22 protein-coding genes and 1 riboswitch are annotated in these 24,401 nt (G+C 69.3%); of the genes, 7 read left to right on the forward strand and 15 right to left on the reverse strand.

What is annotated here, in order from left to right; translation table 11 throughout:
• Positions 1-14: 14 nt before the first annotated feature.
• The gene (locus ACLJK8_RS00080) at positions 15-545 is read right to left on the reverse strand and encodes a GNAT family N-acetyltransferase (RefSeq protein ID WP_413147911.1); all 531 of its coding nucleotides are present in this window, start codon (positions 543-545) and stop codon (positions 15-17) included.
• 199 nt (positions 546-744) lie between these two features.
• Between ACLJK8_RS00080 and ACLJK8_RS00085 the strand changes: the two genes are divergently transcribed.
• Positions 745-1,338, forward strand: a complete 594-nt coding sequence (locus ACLJK8_RS00085) for a flavin reductase family protein (RefSeq protein ID WP_413147913.1) — start codon at positions 745-747, stop codon at positions 1,336-1,338.
• A 200-nt stretch (positions 1,339-1,538) separates the two neighbouring features.
• Here ACLJK8_RS00085 and ACLJK8_RS00090 read toward each other — a convergent pair whose 3' ends face one another.
• The 10 genes from ACLJK8_RS00090 to coxB all read right to left on the reverse strand — a co-directional run bounded on the left by ACLJK8_RS00090 (position 1,539) and on the right by coxB (position 10,642).
• Entirely contained in the window at positions 1,539-2,966 is a 1,428-nt protein-coding gene (locus ACLJK8_RS00090) for an FAD-binding oxidoreductase (protein WP_413147914.1), read from the reverse strand.
• Positions 2,963-3,508 carry a GNAT family N-acetyltransferase gene (locus ACLJK8_RS00095; RefSeq protein WP_413148249.1) on the reverse strand — a complete coding sequence of 182 codons (546 nt, stop codon included), beginning with the start codon at positions 3,506-3,508 and terminating at the stop codon, positions 2,963-2,965. The genes ACLJK8_RS00090 and ACLJK8_RS00095 overlap by 4 nt, the downstream gene beginning before the upstream one ends.
• A gap of 59 nt (positions 3,509-3,567) precedes the next feature.
• The gene (locus tag ACLJK8_RS00100) at positions 3,568-4,830 is read right to left on the reverse strand and encodes a M16 family metallopeptidase (protein WP_413147915.1); all 1,263 of its coding nucleotides are present in this window, start codon (positions 4,828-4,830) and stop codon (positions 3,568-3,570) included.
• Positions 4,827-6,227, reverse strand: coding sequence for a threonine synthase (gene thrC / locus ACLJK8_RS00105; protein ID WP_413147916.1), 1,401 nt, complete (start codon positions 6,225-6,227; stop codon positions 4,827-4,829). The genes ACLJK8_RS00100 and thrC overlap by 4 nt, the downstream gene beginning before the upstream one ends.
• Positions 6,228-6,244: 17 nt before the next feature.
• On the reverse strand, positions 6,245-6,916 hold the full coding sequence (locus ACLJK8_RS00110) for an SURF1 family protein (RefSeq protein WP_413147917.1): 672 nt from the start codon (positions 6,914-6,916) through the stop codon (positions 6,245-6,247).
• 88 nt (positions 6,917-7,004) lie between these two features.
• Positions 7,005-7,826 carry a cytochrome c oxidase subunit 3 gene (locus ACLJK8_RS00115; RefSeq protein WP_413147918.1) on the reverse strand — a complete coding sequence of 274 codons (822 nt, stop codon included), beginning with the start codon at positions 7,824-7,826 and terminating at the stop codon, positions 7,005-7,007.
• 13 nt (positions 7,827-7,839) lie between these two features.
• Entirely contained in the window at positions 7,840-8,484 is a 645-nt protein-coding gene (locus tag ACLJK8_RS00120) for a cytochrome c oxidase assembly protein (protein ID WP_413147919.1), read from the reverse strand.
• A gap of 3 nt (positions 8,485-8,487) precedes the next feature.
• A complete protein-coding gene (locus ACLJK8_RS00125) occupies positions 8,488-8,676 on the reverse strand; it encodes a hypothetical protein (protein WP_413147920.1) in 189 nt (62 codons plus the stop codon).
• Between the two features lie 10 nt (positions 8,677-8,686).
• Complete coding sequence (gene cyoE / locus ACLJK8_RS00130; protein WP_413147921.1) at positions 8,687-9,646, reverse strand: heme o synthase; 960 nt, start codon at positions 9,644-9,646, stop codon at positions 8,687-8,689.
• Between the two features lie 138 nt (positions 9,647-9,784).
• Complete coding sequence (gene coxB, locus ACLJK8_RS00135) at positions 9,785-10,642, reverse strand: cytochrome c oxidase subunit II (protein ID WP_413147922.1); 858 nt, start codon at positions 10,640-10,642, stop codon at positions 9,785-9,787.
• A 177-nt stretch (positions 10,643-10,819) separates the two neighbouring features.
• Here coxB and tldD point away from each other — a divergent pair, with 177 nt between their 5' ends.
• Positions 10,820-12,241: a metalloprotease TldD gene (gene tldD, locus ACLJK8_RS00140; RefSeq protein ID WP_413147923.1), complete on the forward strand. Its 1,422-nt coding sequence runs from the start codon at positions 10,820-10,822 to the stop codon at positions 12,239-12,241.
• Between the two features lie 16 nt (positions 12,242-12,257).
• Here the strand turns inward: tldD and topA are convergent, their stop codons facing one another.
• Entirely contained in the window at positions 12,258-14,870 is a 2,613-nt protein-coding gene (gene topA, locus ACLJK8_RS00145) for a type I DNA topoisomerase (RefSeq protein WP_413147924.1), read from the reverse strand.
• 138 nt (positions 14,871-15,008) lie between these two features.
• Positions 15,009-16,283, reverse strand: a complete 1,275-nt coding sequence (gene dprA / locus ACLJK8_RS00150) for a DNA-processing protein DprA (RefSeq protein ID WP_413147925.1) — start codon at positions 16,281-16,283, stop codon at positions 15,009-15,011.
• Positions 16,284-16,411: 128 nt separating this feature from the next.
• Between dprA and ACLJK8_RS00155 the strand changes: the two genes are divergently transcribed.
• Together ACLJK8_RS00155 and rnr are read left to right on the forward strand one after the other, a co-directional pair.
• The gene (locus tag ACLJK8_RS00155; protein WP_413147926.1) at positions 16,412-17,215 is read left to right on the forward strand and encodes an MBL fold metallo-hydrolase; all 804 of its coding nucleotides are present in this window, start codon (positions 16,412-16,414) and stop codon (positions 17,213-17,215) included.
• A 94-nt stretch (positions 17,216-17,309) separates the two neighbouring features.
• Complete coding sequence (gene rnr, locus ACLJK8_RS00160) at positions 17,310-19,568, forward strand: ribonuclease R (RefSeq protein ID WP_413147927.1); 2,259 nt, start codon at positions 17,310-17,312, stop codon at positions 19,566-19,568.
• A 135-nt stretch (positions 19,569-19,703) separates the two neighbouring features.
• Here rnr and ACLJK8_RS00165 read toward each other — a convergent pair whose 3' ends face one another.
• On the reverse strand, positions 19,704-20,252 hold the full coding sequence (locus ACLJK8_RS00165) for a histidine phosphatase family protein (protein ID WP_413147928.1): 549 nt from the start codon (positions 20,250-20,252) through the stop codon (positions 19,704-19,706).
• A 63-nt stretch (positions 20,253-20,315) separates the two neighbouring features.
• A riboswitch (cobalamin riboswitch) is annotated at positions 20,316-20,393 on the forward strand.
• Between the two features lie 53 nt (positions 20,394-20,446).
• Here ACLJK8_RS00165 and ACLJK8_RS00170 point away from each other — a divergent pair.
• The 3 genes from ACLJK8_RS00170 to ACLJK8_RS00180 all read left to right on the forward strand — a co-directional run bounded on the left by ACLJK8_RS00170 (position 20,447) and on the right by ACLJK8_RS00180 (position 22,929).
• On the forward strand, positions 20,447-20,656 hold the full coding sequence (locus ACLJK8_RS00170) for a CbtB domain-containing protein (RefSeq protein ID WP_413147929.1): 210 nt from the start codon (positions 20,447-20,449) through the stop codon (positions 20,654-20,656).
• Positions 20,657-20,663: 7 nt separating this feature from the next.
• Entirely contained in the window at positions 20,664-21,467 is an 804-nt protein-coding gene (locus ACLJK8_RS00175) for a CbtA family protein (protein WP_413147930.1), read from the forward strand.
• Positions 21,468-21,687: 220 nt separating this feature from the next.
• Complete coding sequence (locus ACLJK8_RS00180; RefSeq protein WP_413147931.1) at positions 21,688-22,929, forward strand: lytic murein transglycosylase; 1,242 nt, start codon at positions 21,688-21,690, stop codon at positions 22,927-22,929.
• 88 nt (positions 22,930-23,017) lie between these two features.
• Here ACLJK8_RS00180 and zapE read toward each other — a convergent pair whose 3' ends face one another.
• Positions 23,018-24,127, reverse strand: a complete 1,110-nt coding sequence (zapE, locus tag ACLJK8_RS00185; protein ID WP_413147932.1) for a cell division protein ZapE — start codon at positions 24,125-24,127, stop codon at positions 23,018-23,020.
• Positions 24,128-24,401 lie beyond the last annotated feature (274 nt).

Below are 24,401 nucleotides of genomic sequence, written 5' to 3' on the forward strand. Positions count from 1 at the left end.
CAGGCTCTGAACGGTCAGGCCGAGGCCGCCTTCTCCTCTGCGAAGCGTTCGTTCCAGTTGTGGACCAGCCCCGACACCCCCCGGAACGCGCCGGGGACGAGCGCGCGGGCCAGCAGCCGGTCGGGGTTGTAGGGCGGCGGGTAGTCGATGTCGCGCGCCAGATCGCGCCGGAAGCCGAAGCGGCTGTAATAGGGCTCGTCGCCGATCAGCACGATCCGGGTCCAGCCGAGTTCGAACGCCCGACGCAGGCTCTCCGAGATCAGCACCGCGCCGAGCCCCTCGCCCTGACGCGTCGGATGCACCGCCACCGGCCCGAGCAGCAGCGCCGGATGATCCCCCGCGCCGATCCGGACCGGCCAGTAGCGGATCGCACCCGAGACCGCGTCGTAGTCGTCCCGCGCCATCAGGCACAGGTCCGCGACCGGATCGACGCCGTCGCGCAGCCGGTACGACGAGAGCGCCGTCCGCCCGGGAGCGAAGGCCAGATCGTAGAGATATTCGACCTCCGTGAGGTCGCTGTCGGTTTCTTTGTAGATACGGAACATCGGTCGGCGGGCACGAGAATCGGGAGGGCGGGTCGGCGAGAATGGGTCGGCGAGGATGGATCGCCTGGCACGAATGCTGGGCACGGATCCCGGGGCGCACGGTTCCCGGGCACGGATCGTCGGGCGCGCCCTGGCCCGCTCGACTTCGCCGTACCACGCGGCTAGGTAGGGGGCAAAGGCAAAACGCCCGGAGGTGTCCTTGTTCTATCGTCCCGGTCTCGACCCCCACGGGCTGCCGCACAATCCGTTCAAGGCCATCGTTTCCCCCCGCCCGATCGGATGGATCTCGACGCTGAGCGCCGAGGGGCTACCCAATCTGGCGCCCTACAGCTTCTTCAACGCGATCGCCGACGTGCCGCCGATGGTCGCCTATGCGAGCACCGGCGCGACGAAGGACACCGTCACCAATATCCGCGCGACGGGCGAGTTCGTCGTCAACATCGTCTCCATGGCGTTGCGCGACGCGATGAACGCCTCATCCGCGGCGCTGCCACGCGGGGTGGACGAATTCGAGATAGCGGATCTCGAGAAGGCGCCCTCCGAGATCGTCGCACCTCCCCGGGTGCGCGACGCCCCCGCCTCGCTCGAATGCAGGCTCTGGCAATCGATCGACCTGCCGGGCGAGGGCAATGTGCTCACGATCGGCGAGGTGGTGGGCGTTCACATCAACGAGGCGATCCTGCGCGACGGGCTGGTCGACGTCACGCTCTATCAGCCGCTGTCCCGGCTCGGCTATCGCGACTACGCCGCCGTGCGCGAGGTCTTCCCGCTCAACCGGCCCGGGCAGACCTGAGCGTCGGATGCCCCTTTCAATTGAATCTCGTTTTCCGCGTTAACCTTTCGGTAACCCTGAGCGGCGAGATTGGGGATGCCCGGGGTTACTCGGGCCGCTGCTTGCAAGCCACAGACCTCCAGTCTGCATTGGACGCCCCCTTCCCACCCCCCGGGAAGGGGGCGCGCTTCGTTCAGGCCGCGCGCCACCGCTTCGCCGGATCAGGGCAGGACGGCGCCGGGATTGAGGATGCCGCGCGGGTCCAGCGCCCGCTTGATCGCCTGCATCGCCGCCAGCCGGCCGGGATCGGCGTAGCGCGTCATGTCGCCGGTCTTCAGCCGGCCGATGCCATGCTCGGCGCTGACCGAACCGCCGAGCGCATGGGCGAGGTCATGCACCGCCTCCTTCACCCGCCCGCGAACCGGTTCGAAATCGTCTCGCGACCGCCCGGCCGGCGGGAAGACGTTGTAATGCAGATTGCCGTCGCCGATATGGCCGAAACAGTTGATCCGGAGGCTTGGGTCGATCGCATGGATCGCCGCGCCGCCGCGCTCGATGAATTCGACGAGCCGGGAGCGCGGCACCGAGATGTCGTGGCTCGATATCGAGCCGATCAGCCGGTTCGCCTCCGGGATCTGTTCGCGCACCGTCCAGAAGGCCGCGCGCTGCGCCACGTTCTGCGCGATCAGCACATCCTCGATCGTCCCGCGCTCCAGCGCCTCGGCGAGCATCGCCTCGAACCGGGCGGGCACGTCCGATCCGGCGCCGTCCGCGACCTCCGCGAGGACGTACCACGGGGTCGCGGCCGACTTCGGTACCGTGACGCCCGGCAGCTTCTCCCCGAGAAACGCGATCCCCTGGGCGCCGACGAGTTCGAAGGCCTCGATCGCCGAGCCGAGCCGTTCCCGCGCCAGCCCGAAGAGTTCGAGCGCGCGCGCGGGCGTATCGAGCGCGATCCAGCCGGTCGCCGTCTCCACCGGGGCCGGGAAGAGCTTGAGGCTCGCCGCGCAGATGATGCCGAGCGTGCCTTCCGAGCCGATCAGCAGATCGCGCAGGTCGAAGCCCATGTTGTTCTTGTGAAGGCGTGTGAGGTCGCTCAGCAGGCTGCCGTCCGCCATCACCGCCTCGATCCCGAGACAGAGCGCCCGGGCGTTGCCGTAGCGGACCACGTTCACGCCCCCCGCGTTCGTCGCGAGCAGCCCGCCGATCCGGGCCGAGCCCTCCGAGGCGAGCGAGAGCGGGAACAGGCGCCCCGCCTCCCGCGCGGCCGCCTGCGCGTCGGCCAGGATCACCCCCGCCTCGGCGACCAGCACATCATCGATCAGGTCGATATCTCGGACCGCATGCATCCGCTCGGTCGAGAGCAGCACCGGGAGCGGCCCCTCGGCCATCACCTGCCCGCCCACGAGACCCGTGCCGCCGGAATAGGGAACGAGCGCGACCCGCGCCTCGGCGCAGGCCCGAACGATCTCCTGAACCTCGGCGGTCCCCGATGGACGCAGCACGGCGGCGGCGCGGCCGATGTAGCGCCCGCGCGGCTCTTCGAGATAACGCGGCTCGGCCGGCGCGACACCGCCCTTGCCGAGCATCGCCTCGATCCGGGCGAGGAACGCGGCATCCGCGTCGCGAAGTTCGGGTGAAACGCTCAACTCGCCGGCTCCTCGCTGTCCCGCCGGTCGATCCGCAGCGTCGCGTAGAGCACATGGTCGCGCCAGCGTCCGTCGATCCGCAGATATTTCTCGGCGATCCCCTCGGTCCGGAAACCGGCCCGCTCCAGAAGCCCGCGGGAGGGCGCGTTCTCCGGCAGGCAGGCCGCCTCGATCCGGCTGAGATCCAGGATCGAGAAGGCGTAGCGGACCGTCGCCTCCAGCGCCTCGGTCATGTAGCCGGCGCGCGCGAATTCCGGACCGATCCAGTAGCCGACCTGCGCCGTCTGCGCCGGACCCCGGCGGATGTTGTCGAGGGTGATCGCACCCATGAGCCGGCGATCCTCACGGCGCACCAGGAAAAGCGCGATCGCCCTTCCATCCTCCCGCGCCCGCTGCGCCCAGTAGACCCGGTTGCGGAAGGCGCGGCGGGAGAAATGGTCGGAAGACCAGCTCGGCTCCCAGCGGCGCAGGAAATCCGCGCCGTCCTGGCGCAGCCGGGTCCAGACCAGGTGGTCGCCCATTTCCGGCAGCCGCAGCACCATCCGCGGTGTGTCGATGGTGAGGGGCGTCGCGCGCCGAAAGGGAAGCACCCCCAGGACCCTCAGGCGGCGAGGCGCCGGGCGAGTTCCGCCCGGTCGGGCGCCCGACTGACTGGCCCGAGCAGCGCGAGCGCGGGCTCGGAGTGTTGCGCGACCCGCTCGGCGAAGCCGCGGAGCCCGGCGAGATCGACCGCGTCGATCCGGGCGATCGTCTCCCCCAGGCTCGGCACCCGGTCCCAGATGCCGACCATCCGCGCCAGTCGTTCCGCCCGCGCGGTCGGGCTTTCGAGACCCATCAGCAGCCCGGCCTTCATCTGAGCCCGCGCGCGCTCGAGTTCCGCCGCGCTGAACCCGTCGGCGGCGCGCCGAAGCTCGTCCACGATCAGCAGCGATAGATTGCCGACCTGCTCGCCGCCGGTGCCGGCGTAAAGCGTGATCATGCCGGTGTCGTCATAGGCGCCCGCCTGGGCGAAGATCGTGTAGCAGAGACCGCGGCGCTCGCGGATCTCCTGGAAGAGCCGCGAGGACATGCCGCCGCCGAGCGCCGAGGCATAGAGCTGCGCGGCATAGGCATTGGAGGCGCGGACATTGGGCCCCTCGAAGGCGAGCGCGACATGCGCCTGTTCGAGGTCCCGCTCCTCACGATACTCGGTGCCGCGGAACCGCGCCGGCATGACCGCGAGCCCCGGCCGCGCCGGCAGGTCGCCGAAGAGCCGCTCGGCCGCGCGCACCACCGCGTCGGGGTCGATCCCGCCCGCCGCCGAGACGATCATCTGGCTTGGCCCGTAATGCTCGCGGATGAAGCCCGAGAGATCGGAGCGGCCGAAGGCGGAGACCCGTTCGGAGGGTCCGAGGATGGTGCGCCCGAACGGCTGGTTCGGGAAGGCCGCCTCGTGCAACCAGTCGAAGATGATGTCGTCGGGCGTGTCGAGCGCCTGGCCGATCTCCTGCAGGATGACGTTGCGCTCGACCTCGATGTCGCCGCTGTCGAAGATCGGGTTCAGAACGATGTCGCCGAGGAGGTTCATCGCCAGATCCACGTCGTCCTTCAGGACGCGCGCGTAATAGGCGGTCATCTCCTTGCCGGTATAGGCGTTGATATAGCCGCCGACATCCTCGATCTCCTCGGCGATGCGGAGCGCGGTCCGCGTCGGCGTGCCCTTGAAGGCCATGTGTTCGAGGAAATGCGCGATGCCGTTCTGCTCGACCCGCTCGTGCCGGCCGCCCGCCGTCACCCAGATGCCGACGGCGGCGGAATGCAGCCCTGGCATCGGCTCGGTCACGACGCGGAGGCCGTTCGACAGGCGGTGGATCGCGGCCGTCACGCGGTCTTCTCCGTCTCTCCGGCGACAATCGCCTCGATCGCGGCGAGGTCGTTCGGCACCGCCGTCACCCGCTCGGGCCGGTCGAAAAGATCGGCCATCGACGGCGGCAGCGCCGGGCGGACGCCGCAGGCGGCTTCCACCGCGTCGGGAAATTTCGCGGCGTGCGCGGTGGCGAGCACCACCATCGGCACCGCCGGATCGCCGCGGCGCGCCTTCGCCGCGTGAACCGCGACGGCGGTATGCGGGCAGATCACCTTGCCCGTCCCCGTCAGCGTGTCGCGGATCGTCGCGCGCGTCTCGTCCTCGGAGACGCGGGCACTGTCGAATTCGGCCCGGAGCCGGTCCACCGCGCCCTGCGACAGCGCGAATTCGCCGAGCGTGGAGAGGTCCCCCATGAGCTGCGTCACCGCCGGTCCCTCGCGGTCGTAGAGTTCGAAGAGCAGCCGCTCGAAGTTGGAACTCACCTGAATATCCATCGAGGGACTGATCGACGGCTCGACCTGGCCCTTCACATAGGCGCCGGATTCGAGCGTGCGGTGCAGGATGTCGTTCTGGTTGGTCGCGATCACCAGGCGGTCGATCGGAAGCCCCATGCGCTTCGCGACATAGCCGGCGAAGACATCGCCGAAATTGCCGGTCGGGACGGTGAAGCTCACCTTGCGATGCGGCGCGCCGAGCGCCACGGCGGCGGTGAAGTAGTAGACCGCCTGCGCCAGCACCCGCGCCCAGTTGATCGAATTGACCCCGGCGAGCCCCGTCGCGTCGCGGAAGTCATGATCGTTGAACATGTCCTTCACGCGCGCCTGCGCGTCGTCGAAATCGCCGGCGATGGCGAGCGCATGGACATTGGCATCGTCGGGCGTCGTCATCTGCCGCCGCTGCACGTCCGAGACCCGGCCATCGGGGAAAAGGATGAAGACCTCGACGCCCTCGCGCCCCCGGAAAGCCTCGATGGCGGCGGAGCCGGTGTCGCCGCTGGTCGCGCCGACGATGGTGATCCGCTTGCCGGAGCGTTTCAGGCTCGCCTCGAAGAGCTGGCCGATCAGCTGCATCGCCACATCCTTGAAGGCGAGCGTCGGGCCGTGGAACAGTTCGAGCAGCCAGTCGTTCGGGCCGATCTGGCTCATCGGGCAGCGGGCGGCATGGTCGAAATCCGCGTAGGCGCGAGCGATGATGTCGCGGAACTCGGCCTCGGAGAACGCGTCGCCGACGAAGGGCCACATCACCCGGAAGGCGACCTCCTCATACGGGAGACCCGCGAAACCCGCGATCTCCTCGGGCGAGAGTTGGGGCCAGCTCGGCGGCAGGTAGAGCCCACCGTCGCGCGCCAGACCCGCCAGCATCGCATCCTCGAAACCCAGTTCCGGCGCGGTGCCGCGCGTCGAGATATATCGCATCGTTGGATTCTGCCCGTTCAATCGGTCCGGCTTCTGATGCGCCAGAGCCAGTAAACTGTCATGCCCGCCCAGCCGACCGCAAGCCCGAACCAGGTGATCGCATAGCCCAGGTGGTCGTTCGGGATGTCGACGGTGACCGGCAGCGCCAGCGGCGCGGCCGCGTCGTCGCTCGCCTCGGTCACCACCATGACCGGCACCGTGTCGAGCGCCGCGCTCATCCGCGCGACATCGCGGGCGAACCAGATGTTCTTCGCGAGATCCGGCGGGTCGGTGAACCCGTCGGTCTCGTCGGGCCAGAGCAGCGAACCGCGCACGCGGATCGGACCCGCGTGCCGCGCCGCGTCCTTTTCCGCGATCGGGACGAACCCGCGGTCGAGGAGGACCCGCCTCCCGTCGTCCAGCAGGAGCGGGACGATCACGCGGTAGCCGACCCCGCGTTCGGGCACCGAGGTATAGACGTGCGCCTCACCCGGTTCGATCACGCCGGAAACCAGGACGCGCAGATATTCGTCACGCTCCGGATCGGGTTCGGCCGGCACCGCGACGGGTTCGGCGGCGAGCGTCGCCTCGATCCGGTCAATGATCCCGGTCTTCCAGCCGAGCCGCTGCACCTGCCAGACGCCGAGCCAGATCAGCACCGCGCAGCCGGCGATGCCGAGCAGAAGGGCCGGGATCATGCGTCGGATCATCGGTGTCGTCCCAAGCGAAGGGCGCGGAGCCCGAAGGCGCCGCGCCCGGCAGACCCGCGGAGACGCGGGCGAGGAAGTCGAAATCGGGTCAGTGCGCCGCCGTGCCGCCGCCCCAGATGTAGACCGCCGCGAAGAGGAACAGCCAGACCACGTCGACGAAGTGCCAGTACCAGGCCGCCGCCTCGAAGCCGACATGCTGTTCCTGCGTGAAATGACCGGCATAGACGCGGGCGAGGCAGACGGCGAGGAAGATCGTCCCGACGATCACATGGAAGCCGTGGAAGCCCGTCGCCATGAAGAAGTTCGCGCCGTAGATGTTGCCCGAGAACTCGAAGGCGGCGTGGCTGTACTCATAGGCCTGGAAGATCGTGAACAGGACGCCGAGCGCTATGGCGAGCCAGAGGCCCCACTTCAGCTGTTCCCGGTCGTTCTCCTCGGCGATCGCATGGTGCGCCCAGGTCGCCGCGCAGCCGGAGCAGAGCAGGATCAGCGTGTTGATGAGCGGCAGGTGCCACGGATCGAAGGTCTCGATCCCCGCCGGCGGCCATTGGCCCGGCGTGATCTCCACCCCCTCGATCACGCCCATCGGATAGAGCGCGTGCTTGAAGAAGGACCAGAACCAGGCCGAGAAGAACATCACCTCCGAGATGATGAAGAGCACCATCCCGTAGCGCAGCCCGATGCGTACGACGGGCGTGTGGTCGCCGACCTCGCCCTCGTTGATGACGTCGCCCCACCAGGCATACATCGAGTAGAGGACCGTCAGCAGGCCGAGCAGCGCGACCCAAGGACCGTATTCGTGGAAATAGAGCACCGAGCCCAGCAGCATCACGAAGGCGCCGCCGGCCAGGGTCACGGGCCAGATGCTCGGAGGCAGGATATGGTAGTCGTGGTTCTTGTGGCCGGCCATCTCGGGCGTCCTTCTACTGTTCGAGCGTCTGGTCGGGGGCCGCGCTCGGCCCGGCTGCGAGTTCGGTCGCCGGCGACGCGTCGGCGGCTTCGGCCTGATCGTCCCCGGCGGATCGGTATTCCTCCGGCACCTCGATCGAGAACATCGTATAGGAGAGCGTGATCGCCTTGATGTAGGTCGCCTCGCTGTCCTTCACGAGTTCGGGGTCGACGAAGAAGCTGACCGGCATCTCGACCCGCTCGCCCGGCTTCAGGACCTGCAGGTTGAAGCAGAAGCAGTCGACCTTGTCGAAGAACCGGCCCGCGCTGTCGGGCGTCACGTTGTAACCCGCCTGGCCCGCGGTCACCTCGTCGGTCGGATTGTAGGCCTCGAAGAAGGCAAGCCCGCTTTCGCCGATCCGGATCTTCATCTCGCGTTGCGTCGGGCGGAATTCCCACGGCATGCCCTTCGCGAGATTGGCGTCGAAGGTCACGGTGATCTCGCGCTCCAGTACCTCGTCCGGCGCCTGGTCCGCGACCGAGGTCGTGCCGCCATAGCCAGTCGTCCGGCAAAACCAGTTGTAGAGCGGAACGGCCGCGAAGCTGAGGCCGACCATGGCCGGGATCACGGCGGCGAGGCCGAGGGCGACGCGGAGGTTGGCGTTCGGATTCCGCTTCATGGCTCAGTTCTCATCGTCTGTCAGCATCTGCGAGCGCGACGACCCGGAGTCGACATGGCCGAGCGCGGCGCCTTCGCTGAGTTTGACGACGGTCACCGCGAATACAAGCGCGACGAAGGCCGCCAGCACCAGCCCGACGCCGACGTTGCGGCTCTTCCGCCGTCCGTAGATCTCATGGCTGTCCGGGCGCATCCCTCACTCCTCAGAACAGAACCGGCCAGCCGAGGCCGGGCATGACGCCAAGCGCGCGCAGCGCCGCCTCGGCGAGAAACAGGCAGAAGTGCAGGAAGAGATAGACGATCGAGAGGCCGAAGAAGCGCTTCTCGACGATGTGCCGGTCGGCCGCGGCGGTTTCCTCGTCCCGCCGCCGGATCCTCCAGGCGCCCCGCAGCAGGAGCGCGTTCAGGATGAGCGATCCCGCGAGATAGACCGGGCCGCCGATGGTGGTGAAGGCGGGCAGGATCGCGACGGGGGCGAGGATCAGCGAATAGATCAGGATCTGGTCGCGCGTGGCGCGGGCGCCCGCGGTCACCGGCAGCATCGGCACGCCGGCCCGCGCGTAGTCGTCGTTCCTGAACAGCGCCAGCGCCCAGAAATGCGGCGGCGTCCAGAGGAAGATCAGCAGGAACATGAGGACGCTCTCGACCGAGACGCCGCCGGTCGCGACCGCCCAGCCGATCATCGGCGGGAAGGCCCCGGCCGCGCCGCCGATCACGATGTTCTGCGGCGTGGAGCGCTTCAGCCACATCGAATAGATGACGACATAGAAGAAGATCGTGAAGGCGAGCAGCCCGGCGGCGAAATGATTGGCGAAAAGCCCGAGCATCACCACGGAGAAACCCGAGAGCGTGAGGCCGATCGCCAGCGCCTCGTCGCGGGTGACGCGGCCCGAGGGGATCGGCCGGCTGATCGTGCGGCGCATCACCGCGTCGATGTCGGAATCCCACCACATGTTGAGCGCGCCCGAGGCGCCCGCGCCGACCGCGACGCAGATGATCGCGGCGAGCGCCACCACCGGATGCACCGTGGCGGGGGCGCAGATCAGGCCGACCGCGGCGGTGAAGATCACGAGCCGCATCACACGGGGCTTCAGCAGTTCGACGTAATCGCCGAACTGCGCTTCCCTTGGCGGAGCATTGTCGATCCAGCCGGTCTCGCTCATCTTCTCCCCGCTTGGCCCGCCGGCCTGGCAATCGCCGGTTCGGTCGGCGTCGTTCGGCCGCTCACTTGGCCCGTCTCGTCTGGCCGCGCCTCGTCTGGTCGCGTCTCGTCTGGCCGCGCCTCGTCGGCCCCGTCCGGCTTATTCGGCCTGCGCGACGGGCGTCGGCGTGCCGCCGTATTCCTCGATCGCCCAGGCGAGCCAGGTCTGGTACTGCTCCTCGCTCACCACCTTGACGGTGATCGGCATGTAGGTGTGGTCCTTGCCGCAGAGTTCGGAGCACTGACCGAAATAGACGCCCTCCTGCTCCGCCCGGAACCAGGTCTCGTTCAGACGGCCCGGCACCGCGTCCATCTTCACGCCGAAGGCCGGCATCGCCCAGGCATGGATCACGTCGGCGCCGGTCGTGAGCAGGCGCACGTTCGCATTGACCGGGACGACCACCGCGGTATCCGTCGCGAGCAGGTAAAGGTCGGGCGTGTAGCCATAGGCTTCGAGGTCCTCGCGCGCGAGCATGAGGCTGTCGAAGGTGAGTTCGTTCTCCGGATAGTCGTAGGTCCAGTACCACTGGTTCCCGGTCGCCTTGATGGTCAGATCGGGCTCCGGAACCTCGAGCTGCTTGAAGAGGATCGGCAGCGAGAACGAGCCGATGATGATCAGGATCAGGACGGGAATGAGCGTCCAGGCGATCTCGATCTTGGTGTTATGCGTGAAGGACGCGGGCTCCGGATTGGCCTTCCGGTTGAACTTGAGCACGACGATCGCGAGCAGAGCGGTCACGAAGAGGACGATCAGCAGCATGATCCAGTGGATCATGCCCGAGAGCCAGTGCATGTCATGGGCGATGGGCGTGACCGCGGGCTGATAGTTCACCCCGTTCGGAACCGGAGCGCCGATGACCGGCAGACCGGTTGGCTCGCCCGCGGGTTGTGCGAAGACCGCGCCTCCGGACATCAGCGTTACGAGGCCGAGCCATAGGGCGATCCGTATCTGCTTCATTGCCTGTCCCGTCCCTTACGGCCGTGGCATCCTCGCAATCGGGACCGCTGCGCGCCGTGTTGTAACCGAGTGCAGATGAACCATATTAAGGCGGCGAGAACAAGACGCGCCTTTGGTCCCCGAGGGACCGTCGGGCCTGCCGTGCTTGCTCCGGCCATTTCCCAGAGGAGGCGCGACATGTCGGCGACACCCCGTTTCAGACCTTTCGAGACCCATCTCGACGAGGGTCTCGCCCTCGCCGAACTGCGCCTGTCCGTCGCGGGCGCCGATGATGGCGAACTCTACCTCGAGCGGCGGCGGGGCGAAGCGCTGGTCTTCGACGACGGGCGTCTCAGGAACGCGAGCTACGACGCGGCCGAGGGATTCGGCCTCCGCGCCGTGCGCGGCGAAACCGTCGGCTACGCGCATTCGACAGAGATTTCAGAGGCCGCGCTCGCGCGGGCGGGCGAAACCGCCCGGCTCGCGGTCGGCGCGGGCGGTGGTACGCTCGCCGCGCCGCCCAAGGCCACGAACCAGCGCCTCTATACCGATCACGACCCGTTCGACGACGCCGCCTTCGCGGTCAAGGTCGAGATGCTGCGCGAGATCGACGCCTATGTCCGCGACCTCGACCCGAGCGTCGCCCAGGTCACGGCGAGCCTCGCCGCCTCGATGCAGGAGATCGAGATTCTCCGCCCCGAAGGCACCCGGCTCGCCGATGCGCGGCCCATGGCGCGGCTCAACATCTCCGTCATCGTCGAGGAGAACGGGCGGCGCGAATCGGGCAGCGCGGGCGGTGGCGGCCGCTACGGGCTGTCGCCGCTGATGGGAACCGACCATTGGCAATCCGTGGCGCGCGAGGCGCTCCGGATCGCCAAGGTCAATCTCCGCGCGGAGCCCGCGCCCGCCGGCGTGATGGATGTCGTGCTCGGCCCCGGCTGGCCCGGCATCCTGCTCCACGAGGCGATCGGCCACGGGCTCGAAGGCGACTTCAACCGCAAGCGGACCTCGGCCTTCGCCGGGCTGATGGGGCAACGCATCGCGGCGCCCGGCGTCACCGTGGTCGATGACGGAACGATCCCCGACCGCCGCGGTTCTATAAGCTTCGACGACGAGGGCACGCCCTCGAACCGCACCGTGCTGATCGAGGACGGGATTCTCGTCGGCTACATGCAGGACCGGCAGAACGCCCGGCTCATGGGGGTGGCGGCGACCGGCAACGGGCGGCGCGAGAGCTACGCCCATGTGCCGATGCCCAGGATGACCAATACGATCATGCTGGGCGGGGAGACCGACCCCGCCGACCTGCTCGCCGGGCTGAGGGACGGGATCTACGCCGTCGGCTTCGGCGGCGGGCAGGTCGACATCACCAACGGCAAGTTCGTCTTCTCCTGCACCGAGGCCTACCGCGTGAAGGACGGCCGCGTCGGCGCGCCGGTCAAGGGCGCCACGCTGATCGGCGACGGCGCGACGGCGCTCGGGAAGATCCGGGGCATCGGCAACGACATGGCACTCGATCCGGGCATGGGGAATTGCGGCAAGAACGGCCAGTGGGTGCCGGTCGGCGTCGGCCAGCCGACGCTGCTCATCGGCGGGCTGACGGTAGGCGGCAGCGCCTGAGCGGCGCTGCGAGCGGTCACTCGCCGGAGGCGGCCTTCTTCGCGGCGGCGGCCTTCGGCGCGGCCTTTTTCGCCGGGGCCTTCTTCGACCCCGCTTTCGCCGTGGCCTTCTTCGCGGGCGCCTTCCTCGCACCCGCCTTCTTCGCCGGCCGTTTCGCCGCGATGAGTTCCAGCGCCTGTTCGAGCGTCACGGCCTCGGGCGCGGTCTCCTTCGGGATGGTCGCGTTGACCTTCTCCCATTTCACGTAAGGCCCGTAGCGGCCCTCGTAGAGCCCGATCTCGCCGCCCTCGGGATGCTCGCCGACCACGCGCAGCGGCTTCACCGCCGCCCGGCCGCCGCCCCGCGCGAGCTTCTGCGCCAGAAGCTCCATCGCGCGGTTCATGCCGATCGTGAGCACCTCCTCCGCGTCCTTGATGTTCGCATAGACCTTGCCATGCTTCACATAAGGCCCGAAGCGGCCGATCGAGGCCTCGACCTTCTCGCCATCGTCGGGATGCATCCCGATCAGCCGGGGCAGCGACAGCATGTCGAGCGCGCGCTGGAGGTCGATCGCGGACGGGTCCATGCCCTTGGGGATCGAGGCGCGTTTCGGCTTCGGCGTCTCCTCCGTCACCTCGCCGAGCTGGACATAGAGCCCGTAAGGTCCGACCCGCATGCTGACCGGCGTGCCGTTGTCGTCATAGCCGAGGAGCTTGCCGTCCGGCCCCGCCGCGTCGCCGCCCTCGACCTCGCCGGCGAGCGGACGGGTGTAGCGGCATTCGGGGTAGTTCGAGCAGCCGATGAACGCCCCGCCCGAGCGGGCCGTCCGGAGCGACAACCGGCCCACGCCGCAGGCCTTGCAGCGCCGCGGCTCGGGATCTTCCGGCGTCACCGGGAAGAGATGCGGCTCCAGCACCTCGTTGATCTTCTCGAGCACATCGGTGATGCGGAGTTCCGCCGTCTCGCCCAGCGCGGCGGAGAAATCCGTCCAGAACCGCGCCAGGAGCGCCTTCCAGTTCTCCTCGCCGGTCGTGACCCTGTCGAGATCCTCTTCCAGATCGGCGGTGAAATTGTAGTCGAGATAGCGCCCGAAATAGCTTTCGAGGAAGGCCGTGACGAGCCGCCCCTTGTCGCGCGGCAGAAGCCGGTTCTTGTCCTTGAAGACGTAGTCGCGCTCCTGGATCGTCGAGACGATCGAGGCATAGGTCGAGGGCCGGCCGATGCCGAGTTCCTCCATCCGCTTCACCAGCGTCGCCTCGGTATAGCGCGGCGGCGGCTGGGTGAAATGCTGCTCCGGGGTGACCTGGCGCTTCTCGGCGGCGTCTCCTTCGATGATCTGGGGCAGTCGGCCGCCTTCCTCGTCATCGGAGAGATCCACGTCCTCGTCGCGGCCCTCGGTATAGACCTTGAGGAAGCCGTCGAAGGTCACGATCTGCCCGTTCGCACGAAGCTCCACCGCCTGATCGGCGGAGGCGACGGTGATCACCGTCCGCTCGAACCGCGCGGCCTCCATCTGGCTCGCGAGCGAGCGCTTCCAGATCAGGTCGTAGAGCCGCGCCTGATCGGCTTCGAGCTTGAGCCGCTCCGGGCTCGTTCCCATGTCGGTCGGCCGGATGCACTCATGCGCTTCCTGGGCGTTCTTGGCCTTGTTCTTGTACATGCGCGGGCTTTTCGGCACGTAATTCTCGCCGTAGCGCGCCTTGATCACGTCGCGCGCCGCCATCACCGCCTCGGGCGCCATGTCGATGCCGTCCGTCCGCATGTAGGTGATATGCCCGGCCTCGTAGAGCCGTTGCGCCGCGTTCATCGTCTGGCGCGCGCCGAAGCCGAACTTGCGGCTCGCCTCCTGCTGCAGCGTCGAGGTCATGAAGGGCGCCGCCGGATTGCGCGAGGCGGGTTTCGACTCGACCGCCGCCACCTTCAGGTCGCGCCGGTTGATCTCTCCGACCGCCCGCGTCGCCGCCGCCTCGTCGCCGAGGTCGAACTTGTCGAGCTTCTTCGCGTCGAGCGTGACGAGGCGTGCCTCGAAGGTATCGCCGCGGGGCGTGGCGAGCAGCGCCTTCACCGTCCAGTATTCGCGGGCCTTGAAGGCCTCGATCTCCATCTCGCGCTCGACGATGAGGCGGAGTGCCACGGACTGCACGCGCCCCGCCGATTTCGCGCCCGGCAGCTTGCGCCAGAGCACCGGCGAGAGGCGGAAGCCCACGAGATAGTCGAGCGCGCGCCGCGCGAGATAGGCCTCGACCAGTTCCATGTCGATCTGGCGCGGCTGCTGCATCGCCGTCGTGACCGCGTTCTTGGTGATCGCGTTGAAGACGACGCGCTCGACCTCGGTGTCCTTTTTGATCGCGCGCCGCTTGGTCAGGGCTTCGAGCAGATGCCAGGAGATCGCCTCGCCCTCGCGGTCGGGGTCGGTCGCGAGAATGAGCTTCTGGTCATCCTTCAGCGCCTCGGCGATCGCGCGGACATGCTTCTGGCTGTCGGAGGCGATCTCCCACTTCATCTCGAATTCATGATCGGGATCGACCGAGCCGTCCTTGGGCGGCAGGTCGCGCACATGCCCGTAGGAGGCGAGGACGGTGTAATCCGAACCGAGGTATTTGTTGATGGTTTTCGCCTTGGCGGGCGACTCGACTACGACGACGGCCATACGGGTACCCCTCCGCGCGGACCGTCCGCCGGAGCCGCGACGGCGGCTTACATGTGTCGAAGCCGCCATCTTGTCAACATCGCGCCGCGCCGCCGCTCGTCACAGGGGCATGAGCGCGCCGGCCGGGTTTCATCGGGGTCACGGGATCGCGAGGCTGATCCCGCCGCCCGGAGACCGGGTGATCCTGCCCCCGAGTTCGAGGTCGAGAAGCGCCGCCGCGATGGCCGGGGCCGTCCCGCCGAGCGCGCGCGTCAGCGTATCCTCCGTGACCGGAACCGGCCCGAGGAGCGCGAGCAGGCGCGCCTCGAGGCTGCCGGCGTCGCCGTCGGCGGCGCATGCCGGGCCGGTCATCATCGGATCGGGCGTGGGCCGCGGCCTGAGGACGGGCCCGCGCTCGACGGCGAGCATGGCGGCGAGCATGGCGGCGAGCGCCTCGGTCACATCCGCCGCGTCGCGCACCAGCGTCGCGCCTTCGCGGATCAGTTCGTTGCAGCCGGCGGCCCGCGGGTCGAGCGGGCTGCCCGGGACGGCCATCACCTCACGCCCCTGGTCGAGCGCCGCCCGGGCGGTGATGAGACTGCCGGAACGGAGCGCGCCCTCCACCACGACGACCCCGAGCGCGAGCCCGGAAATGATCCGGTTACGGCGCGGGAAATCCCGGGTGCGCGGCGGATGCCCGACCGGCATCTCGGAGAGCCGGAGCCCTCCGGCCGCGATGGCGACGGCGAGATCGGTGTTCTCGGGCGGGTAGATCTCGTCGATGCCCCCTGCCTGGATCGCCACCGTGCCCGTGTCGAGCGCGGCGCGATGCGCGGCCGCGTCGATGCCGCGCGCGAGGCCCGAGGCGACGACCAAGCCCGCCGCCCCGAGATCTCGCGCCAGCCGCGCGGCCATGCGGCAGCCGAGCGCCGAGGCGTTGCGCGCGCCGACGAGTGCCACGGCGGGCCGGGCCGCGAGCGCCGGATTGCCCAGTGCCCAGAGCACCGGCGGCGGGTCGGAGATCGCCGCGAGCCGCGGCGGATAGCCGGGCGCGCCGAGCGCCAGCAGCCGGGCGCCGAGCGCCGCGCCCGCGTCGAGTTCCGCCTCCGCCGCGCCGCGCGGAAAGGCGGCGTAGCCGCGCAGCCCCGCGCCGGATGCGAGCGCCGGCAAGGCGGCGAGCGCCCGCGCGGGCTGGCCGTGCTCGCGCATCAGCCGCAGGAACGTCGCCGGACCGACCCGATGCGACCGCGCCAGGCGCAGCCAGTCGACGAGATCCGCCCGCGACCGGGGCGCCTCGAAACCGAGGGGAACGCCCGAATCGCCGGAGCTCGGATCGTCGGATCTCGGACCTCCGGCGCTCGGGCCGGGCGCGTCCGGTCTGTTGGGGTATGGCTTCTCGGGGTCTGGATTCTCGGGCTTCGGCTTTTCGGGCATGCGCTCCTCCTCGCCCGGAGATGCGCCGCGAGCGGTTAAGCCCCGGCTAACCGGCCTCACCCCGCCGCCAGCCCTTGAACTCCCGCCCCCCGCGCTAGCTCTCTGGGAAACGCGACAGGGGGAACCGAATGATGTCCTATTCACGACGCGAAGCGATACGCCTGACGACGATGACCGGTGCGACGATCACGGGCGCGACGCTCATGGGAACCGCCGTCGGTCTCCGGGCCGCGCGGGCCCAGGGCGCGGCCGAAGGCCATGCCCACGAGACGGACGCGGGCGAGATCGTCATCCACCCGGTCGAACACGCCTCCTTCGTCCTGACGACGCCGGGGCTCGTGATCTACAACGATCCGGTGGGCGGCGCCGCGCTCTATGAGGGGCTGCCGCCGCCGGGCCTCATCCTGATCACGCACGAGCATCAGGACCATTTCGACCCCGGCACGCTGGAGGCGATCGTCGGCGATGGCACGGCGCTCATCACCAACCCTTCGGTCCATGAGAAGCTGCCCGCCGCGCTCCAGGCGAAGGCCACGGCGATCGCGAATGGCGAGACCACGACGGCGGGCGAGATCGGGCTCGACGCGATCCCGGCCTACAACCTGACCGAGGATCGGCTGAAATATCATCCGAAGGGCCGCGACAACGGCTATGTGCTCACCATCGGCGGCAGGCGGATCTATATCGCGGGCGATACCGAGGACATCCCCGAGATGCGCGCGCTCGAGGCGATCGACATCGCCTTCGTGCCGATGAACCTGCCCTATACGATGGATGTGACCCAGGCCGCCTCGGCGGTCGCCGAATTCGCGCCGGGGATCGTCTACCCCTATCACTACGGGGAGAGCGACATCGACGAATTCGCGCGCCAGCTCGGCGAGAGCGGCGCGGCCACCGAGATCGCGCGGGGCGGCTGGTATCCCGCGAGTTGAGGCAAGGCCGGCGTTTGCGAGGGGCTGGCGCCCGTCCGCGGGCCGCCGGCGATTTCCCCGTGCCGACCGCTCCGGCGCGTGATAACGCGGGCGCATGAGAGAACTCCCCTCCGAGGCGCAACTGCTCGAATGGCTGCGCGACAATCCGACGACCACGACGAAGCGCGACATCTCCCGCGCCTTCGGGCTCAAGGGCGCGGCCAAGGTCGAATTGAAGCAGATGCTCGCCCGGCTCGCGCGCGAGGGGAAGATCGAGAAGCGCGGGCGCCGGGCGCGGCCGGCGGGCGACCTGCCGCCGGTGCTGGTGCTCCGCGTCGTCTCGGTCGATGCCGAGGGCGAGCTTTGGGCCGAGCCCGAGGACTGGGAGACGGAGGGCGAGCGGCCGCGGTTTCTCGTCCAGACCCGCCGCGACGATCCGGCGCTCGGCCAGGGCGACCGGCTGCTCGGGCGGCGGATCACGCTCGACACGCCCGAGGCGCCACTCGCGGTCCGGGTGATCCGGCGGATCGGCATGGGGCCGAGCCGGGTGATCGGCATCTATCACGAGACCGAATCCGGCGGGCGGATCGCGGCGATCGACAAGAAGACCGACCGCGACTGGCGCGTCGAGCCCGGCGACCGCGCCGGCGCGCGCGAGGGCGAACTGGTCGAGGCGGAGCAGATCGGCTCGGCGCGCGGTCACGGCCTGCCCCGCGCGCGGGTGATCGCGCGCCTCGGCGATCCGACCGCGCCGAAGTCGGTCTCGCTGATCGCCATCCACGAACACGGCATCCCCGACGATTTCCCCGACGCCGCGCTCGCCGAGGCCGAGGCGGCGAAGCCGGTGCGGATCGGCAGGCGCGAGGATCTGCGCGACCTGCCGCTCGTCACCATCGACCCCGAGGACGCGCGCGACCATGACGACGCGATCTGCGCCGCGCCCGACGATGATCCCGAGAACCCCGGTGGCCATGTGGTCTGGGTCGCGATCGCCGATGTCGCGCATTACGTCACGCCCGGCTCCGCGCTCGACCGCGAGGCGCTTCGGCGCGGGAATTCGACCTATTTCCCTGACCGCGTGGTGCCGATGCTGCCCGAGGCGCTCTCGGCCGATCTCTGCTCGCTCGTCGCGGGCAAGAATCGGCCCTGTGTCGCCGTCCGGCTGGTCCTGAACGCGGATGGCGAGAAGATCTCGCACCGCTTTACCCGCGGCCTCATGCGCTCCCCGGCCTCGCTTTCCTACGAACAGGCGCAGGCCGCCGCCGATGGCAGGCCCGACAAGGCGACCGCGCCGCTCGTGGAGACGGTGATCGCGCCGCTCTGGGCCGCCTGGCGCGCGGCGCATGGCGCGCGGGACCGGCGCGCGCCACTCAATCTCGACCTGCCGGAACGCAAAATCGTGCTCTCGGATGAAGGCAAGGTCGTCTCGGTCAATTTTTGCGACCGGTTCGACGCGCACAAGGTGGTGGAGGATTTCATGATCCTCGCCAATGTCGCCGCCGCCGAGACGCTGGAGAGCCAGCGGACCCGCCTGCTCTACCGGGTCCATGAGGAACCCTCGCCCGAGAAGCTCGACGCCCTGCGCGAGACGGCGGAGAGCGTCGGCCAGACGCTCGCCAAGGGGCAGGTCCTGAAGACCGCGCATCTGAACCGCCTCCTCGATGGTGTCGCGGGGACCGAGCACGCGGAGATGATCAACATCTCCGTGCTGCGCTCGATGACGCAGGCCTATTACGCGCCGGAGAATTTCGGGCATTTCGGCCTCAACCTGCCGCGCTACGGCCATTTCACCTCGCCGATCCGCCGCTACGCCGATCTCATCGTGCATCGCGCGCTCATACGCGCGCATGGCTGGCCGCCCGATCCGAAGAAGGACGGGCTGAGCCGCGAGACGGAGGTCGATCTGCCGGAGATCGGCGAGCATATCTCGATGACCGAGCGGCGTTCGATGATGGCGGAGCGCGACACGATCGACCGCTACCTGGCCGCCTATCTCGCCGACCGGGTGGGATCGGAATTCGACGGCCGCGTCTCGGGCGTCGCGCGGTTCGGCCTCTTCGTGAAGCTCGACGAGACCGGGGCGGACGGGCTCATCCCGATCTCGATGCTTGGGCGCGAGTATTTCACCTACGATCCCGATAGCCAGACACTGACCGGCGAGAAGAGCCGGCGGCGGATCGGGCTCGGCGACCGGGTGACGGTGCGGCTTTCCGAAGCGGCGCCGGTGACGGGCGGGCTGCTCTTCGAGCTGCTCGCCATCGAAGGCCGGGCGATGCCGCGCACGGGGCGGACCACCAGGGGGCCGGGCCCGCGGGCGAAACTGTCGCGGAGCCGAAGTTTCGCGCGCAAGAAGGGCAAGACCGGGCGGCGGTGATTTCCGGGGCGGTGGTTCCGAGGCGCTGACCTCAGGCGCTGACCTCAGGCGCTGACCTCAGGCGCTGACCTCAGGCGCTGACCTCAGGCGCTGACCTCAGGCGCTGATCTCGGGTGTTGACCTCAGGCAACGACCTCAGAACCGGAGCGACCAGCGCCCCTCGCGGCGGCTGAGCGCCGCCTCGGCGAGCGGCGGCACGTCGATTCGCCAGAAGGTGGCGGGAGGCGTCTCCAGAATTGTCACGACGACGGCACGGAAGACGGCGGGCGGCACGACCGCGACGGCGCGCCGCCGCTCCGGGACCGCGCCGAGCCATGCCGCGACGCGGGCGATCACCGCCGCGACGCTCTCGCCTTCCGGCGCCGCCGCCTCCGGGTCGGTCAGCCAGGCCAGCAGCGCCTCGGGCGCGTCGCGCTGCACCTGCCCGAGGCTTCGCCCCGCCCAGGGCCCGACGGCCATGTCGCGCAGCGCCTCGACCGCGACCGGCTCAGGCCGCGGCCCCAGCGCCGCCGCCGTCTCGCGGCAGCGCGTCTCCGGCCCGTGCCAGAGCGTATCGACCCGGCCGAGCCGCGCGCCGAGCGCGGCGGCGCGCGCGAGCGAATCCGGTTCCGGCGGCTCGTCCTCCGGGAAGGCGGCGACGCGGGTGGCCGAGGTCGGGCAGTGTGAGACGAGAATGAGTCGCATGGTCCGGGGTCAAAGGCTCGTTGACGCCAGCGCGGCCGCGTCCTACCGTGAGCCGGACGGGTAGGAAGCCAGTGCGAGTCTGGCACGGTCGCGCCGCTGTGACCATCCCGGGGCGGGAAATGCCCGGCATGGAAGTCAGACCTTGTCCGTCGGAGATCAACATTTGACGGGCGCGCATACCCGAGGAGACCGAGATGGCAGACATCGCCTACCAGACAATCGCCGAGCCGAGGCCGATTCCGCTCGGCGAGATCCTTCCCTGGGCGGTGTTCGTCGGGCTCATCTGCCTGATGACGCTCTATTTCGTGGGCGCGGAACAGGGCGCGACGGCGGTCTTCGCCGGCACGGGCGTGCATGAGTTCGTCCACGACGCGCGCCACCTCCTCGGCTTCCCCTGCCACTGACACCATGATGAGCAAGCTTCTGTTGCGCGGGATGCTGATCGGCATCCTCGCGGGCCTCGTCGCGTTCGGCTTCGCCCACATCTACGGCGAGCCGCAGGTCGCCCAGGCCATCGCCCTCGAAGGCGAAGGCGGGCACTCGCATGGCGCGCCGGCCACCCCGGACCCCGCCTCGGATCACGAACATGCGCCAGGCACCGCCGCGCATGACCATGGCGAGGCCGCGAGCGAGGACGGTGGCGAGGGCCTCAGCCGGGGCACGCAGGCCGGCGTCGGTCTGCTGACCGGGACCACCGCCTATGGCATGGCGATCGGCGGCATCCTCGCGCTGGTCTTCGCCGGCGTTCAGGGCCGCGTCAGCCATCTGCGGCCGCAGGCCACCATCGCGCTCGTGGCATTCGGAGGCTATGTCGCGCTGGTGCTGGTGCCGGGGCTCAAATATCCGGCCAACCCGCCCGCGGTCGGCAGCGGCGAGACGATCGGCATCCGCACGGCGATGTATTTCGTCATGCTGGGTTTCTCGGTCGCGGCGATGGTGCTCTCGGTCATCCTTGCCCGCAACCTCTCCGCCCGGCATGGCGCCTGGAACGCGACGCTCTATGGCGCCGCCGCCTATCTCGTGCTGGTCAGCATCGTGGGCCTCGCGCTGCCGAGGCTCGACGAGGTCACGGGCTCGGGTTTCCCGGCGCAACTGCTCTGGGAGTTCCGCGCCTCGACCTTCGCTCTGCAGGCCGTCATCTGGACCGTGCTCGGCATCGGCTTCGGCATCGCCGCCGAACGGCTGCTCGGGCAGCGCCGCGCCGCCGGCATCTGAGACCGGTGAAGGCCGGTTCGAGCCGGCCTCCACCCCGGATGGGCGGAAAGACTTCTCGCCTCGCACGGCCCCCGCCCCGGTCCGGGACAAACCGCGCCATGCACGCGGCAGGCGACCGATATAATCGCCCGCCGAAGCCTGCTCCACGCGGAAAGTGCATTCCCCCGCGGCGGCGCCCGCGGTAGCCTTCGCAAAAAACATCGAGCCGGAGGCAGGCACCTTGAAACATCTATCCTTGGCCGCGCTCGTGGTCGTGCTCGGCGCGGCGGGTTGCGCCGGCGGGACGACGGCGACGCGGGTGGAAACGGGTCCCGTGGCATCGCGCGCCAAAGACAGCCCGCAACCTTCCGATTTCGTCGCATGGCGCAGCGACTTCCGGCGCACGGCGGTCGCGAGCGGCATCGAGCCGGCGGTCTTCGACCGCGCCTTCGCGGGCGTCGGCGTCAACCCGGAGGTCGTCCGACTCGATGGCAGGCAGGCCGAGTTCACCAAGCCGATCTGGGAATATCTCGACAGCGCCGCCTCGCCGACGCGGATCGAGACCGGACGGGCGCAGGCCGCGCGGCTCTCCGCCACGCTCGACGCCATCGAGGCGCGCTACGGCGTGGACAGCCAGGTCGTGCTGGCGATCTGGGGCATGGAGACGAACTACGGCAAGAACCGGGGCGACATCCCGGTGATCGAGAGCCTCGCTACCCTCGCCTATGACGGCCGCCGGAGGTCCTTCGCGGAGGAACAGCTCATCGGCGCGCTCCGCATCCTGCAATCGGGCGACACGACGCCGGAACGGATGGTCGGGTCATGGGCCGGTGCGATGGGGCATACGCAGTTCATCCCGTCGAGCTATCTCTCCTACGCCGTCGATTTCACCGACGACGGGCGGCGGGATGTCTGGGCGGAGGACCCGACCGACGCGCTCGCCTCCGCCGCCAACTATCTCGCCCGCTCCGGCTGGGTGCGCGGCGCGCCCTGGGGGCTCGAAGTCCACATGCCGGCCGGGTTCGATTACACCAAGGCCGACCAGAAGAACCGGCGGCCGGTCTCTTACTGGCGCGATCAGGGGATCACACTGATGGACGGCCGGTCCCTGCCCGACCACGGCGAAGCGGCGATCATCGCCCCCGCCGGCGCGCGCGGTCCGACCTTCATCGTCTACCGCAACTTCCAGGTCATCAAGCGCTACAACAACGCCACCTCCTATGCGATGGGCGTCGGCCATCTCGGCGACCGGATCGCGGGCGCGGGGGATTTCGCCGCCGCCTGGCCGCGCGACGAGCGCGAACTCAGCCGGACGGAGAAGATCGAGCTGCAGCGCCGCCTGATCGCGGCGGGCTACGATCCGGGCTCCACCGATGGCGTGATCGGCCCGGACACGTCGACCGCGATCCGCGGCTTCCAGCTCGCGCAGGGCATGACGCCCGACGGCTATCCGAGCTCGATCCTGCTCGAAAGGCTCCGGTAAGGCGGAGATCCGTCCGCCGTCCCCATGCCCTCCGTTGCGTGACCTGCCGCGGGGGGCTCTGACGGGCAGGGCAGACAGATGTCGGCCCCTACGCGCCGCCGAGCCAGGCTTCGCCGCGCATTTCCTGCAGGCGCGAGGCGGTGCGCTCGAATTCGAAGGCGCCGGCGCCCTCGACATAGAGATCATCCGGCTCCGCCTCCGCCGAGACGACGAGCCGGGTCTTCGCCTCGTAGAGCGCGTCGATGAGCGTCACGAAGCGTTTCGCCTCGTTATTCCTCGCCGGCGACAGCGTCGGCACATCCTCGAGCAGAAGCCAGTCGAGCGCCTCGGCGATGGCGAGATAATCGGCCGGGCCGAGCGGCTTGCCGCAGAGATCGGCGAAACTCGCCCGCGCCACGCGTCCGTCATGCGCGGGCAGCCGCACCTTGCGCCCCTGCACGTCGAGCACCAGCGGTTCGGCCGATCCATTCGTCAGCCGCTTCCAGTTCGCCTCGACCCCCTCCCGCGCCCCGGGCCCCAGCGGCGAGAAATAGACCTGCTGGCCCCGCGTCCGCTCCTGCCGGTGGTCGGTGAGGCTCTCGAGCTCGTGGACGTCGAGCTTGTCCTTGATGAGCGCGATGAACGGCAGGAAGAGCTGCCGGTTCAGCCCGTTCTTGTAGAGGTCGTCCGGTTCGCGGTTCGAGGTCGTGACGATCACCACGCCGCGCTCGAAGAGCCGTTCGAAGAGGCGGCCGACCAGCATCGCATCGGTGATGTCGGTGATCTGCATCTCGTCGAAACAGAGCAGCGTCGCGCCATCCGCCACCTGGTCGGCGACGACGCGGAGCGGGTCCTTGACGCCCTTCTGCCGCTCCTTGTGCACGGCGGCGTGGATCTCCTGCATGAAGGCATGGAAATGCACGCGCCGCTTCGGACTGACCGGCGCCGTCTCGAAGAAGACATCCATCAGCATCGACTTGCCGCGGCCCACGCCCCCGTAGAGGTAGAGGCCCGGCACGTTCTTCTCCTCGATCCGCTCCCGGCCCCAGCCGAAGAGCCCGAGCCCGACCCGCTTCGGCTTCGTCGGGTTGTAGTCGCGCAGCCGCATGTGAAGGAGTTGCAGCTTCTCCATCGCGAACCGCTGCGCCGGGTCGGGATTGAGTTCACCCGCCGCCACCCGGGCGCGATAGGCCGCCATCGGCCCGAGCGTCTCCGCCATGCCTCAGACCTCCGGTGGAGAAACAGGACGCGCGAGGGCGCGAGGGCGGCGGATGTCGCGGGCGGGACTGTCGGTCATTGGGCCTCTCAGCGCGGTCCGGGGCGCGGGATCTTCTCCCTACCATCTCGGCCGGACAGGTCAACGGCGGCGCCCCCCGCTCCCGCCCGCGCCGCCGCCCAGGCGCCGATCGACCGACGTGGGGAAACCCGTGCGGTTCATCGGGTGTGATGGACGCCATCACGGAAAGTGCTTTGACGCGGCGCGCGACGCGGTA

Origin of the sequence: Amaricoccus sp. W119 (assembly GCF_047275745.1) — a bacterium.
Classification (GTDB): domain Bacteria; phylum Pseudomonadota; class Alphaproteobacteria; order Rhodobacterales; family Rhodobacteraceae; genus Amaricoccus.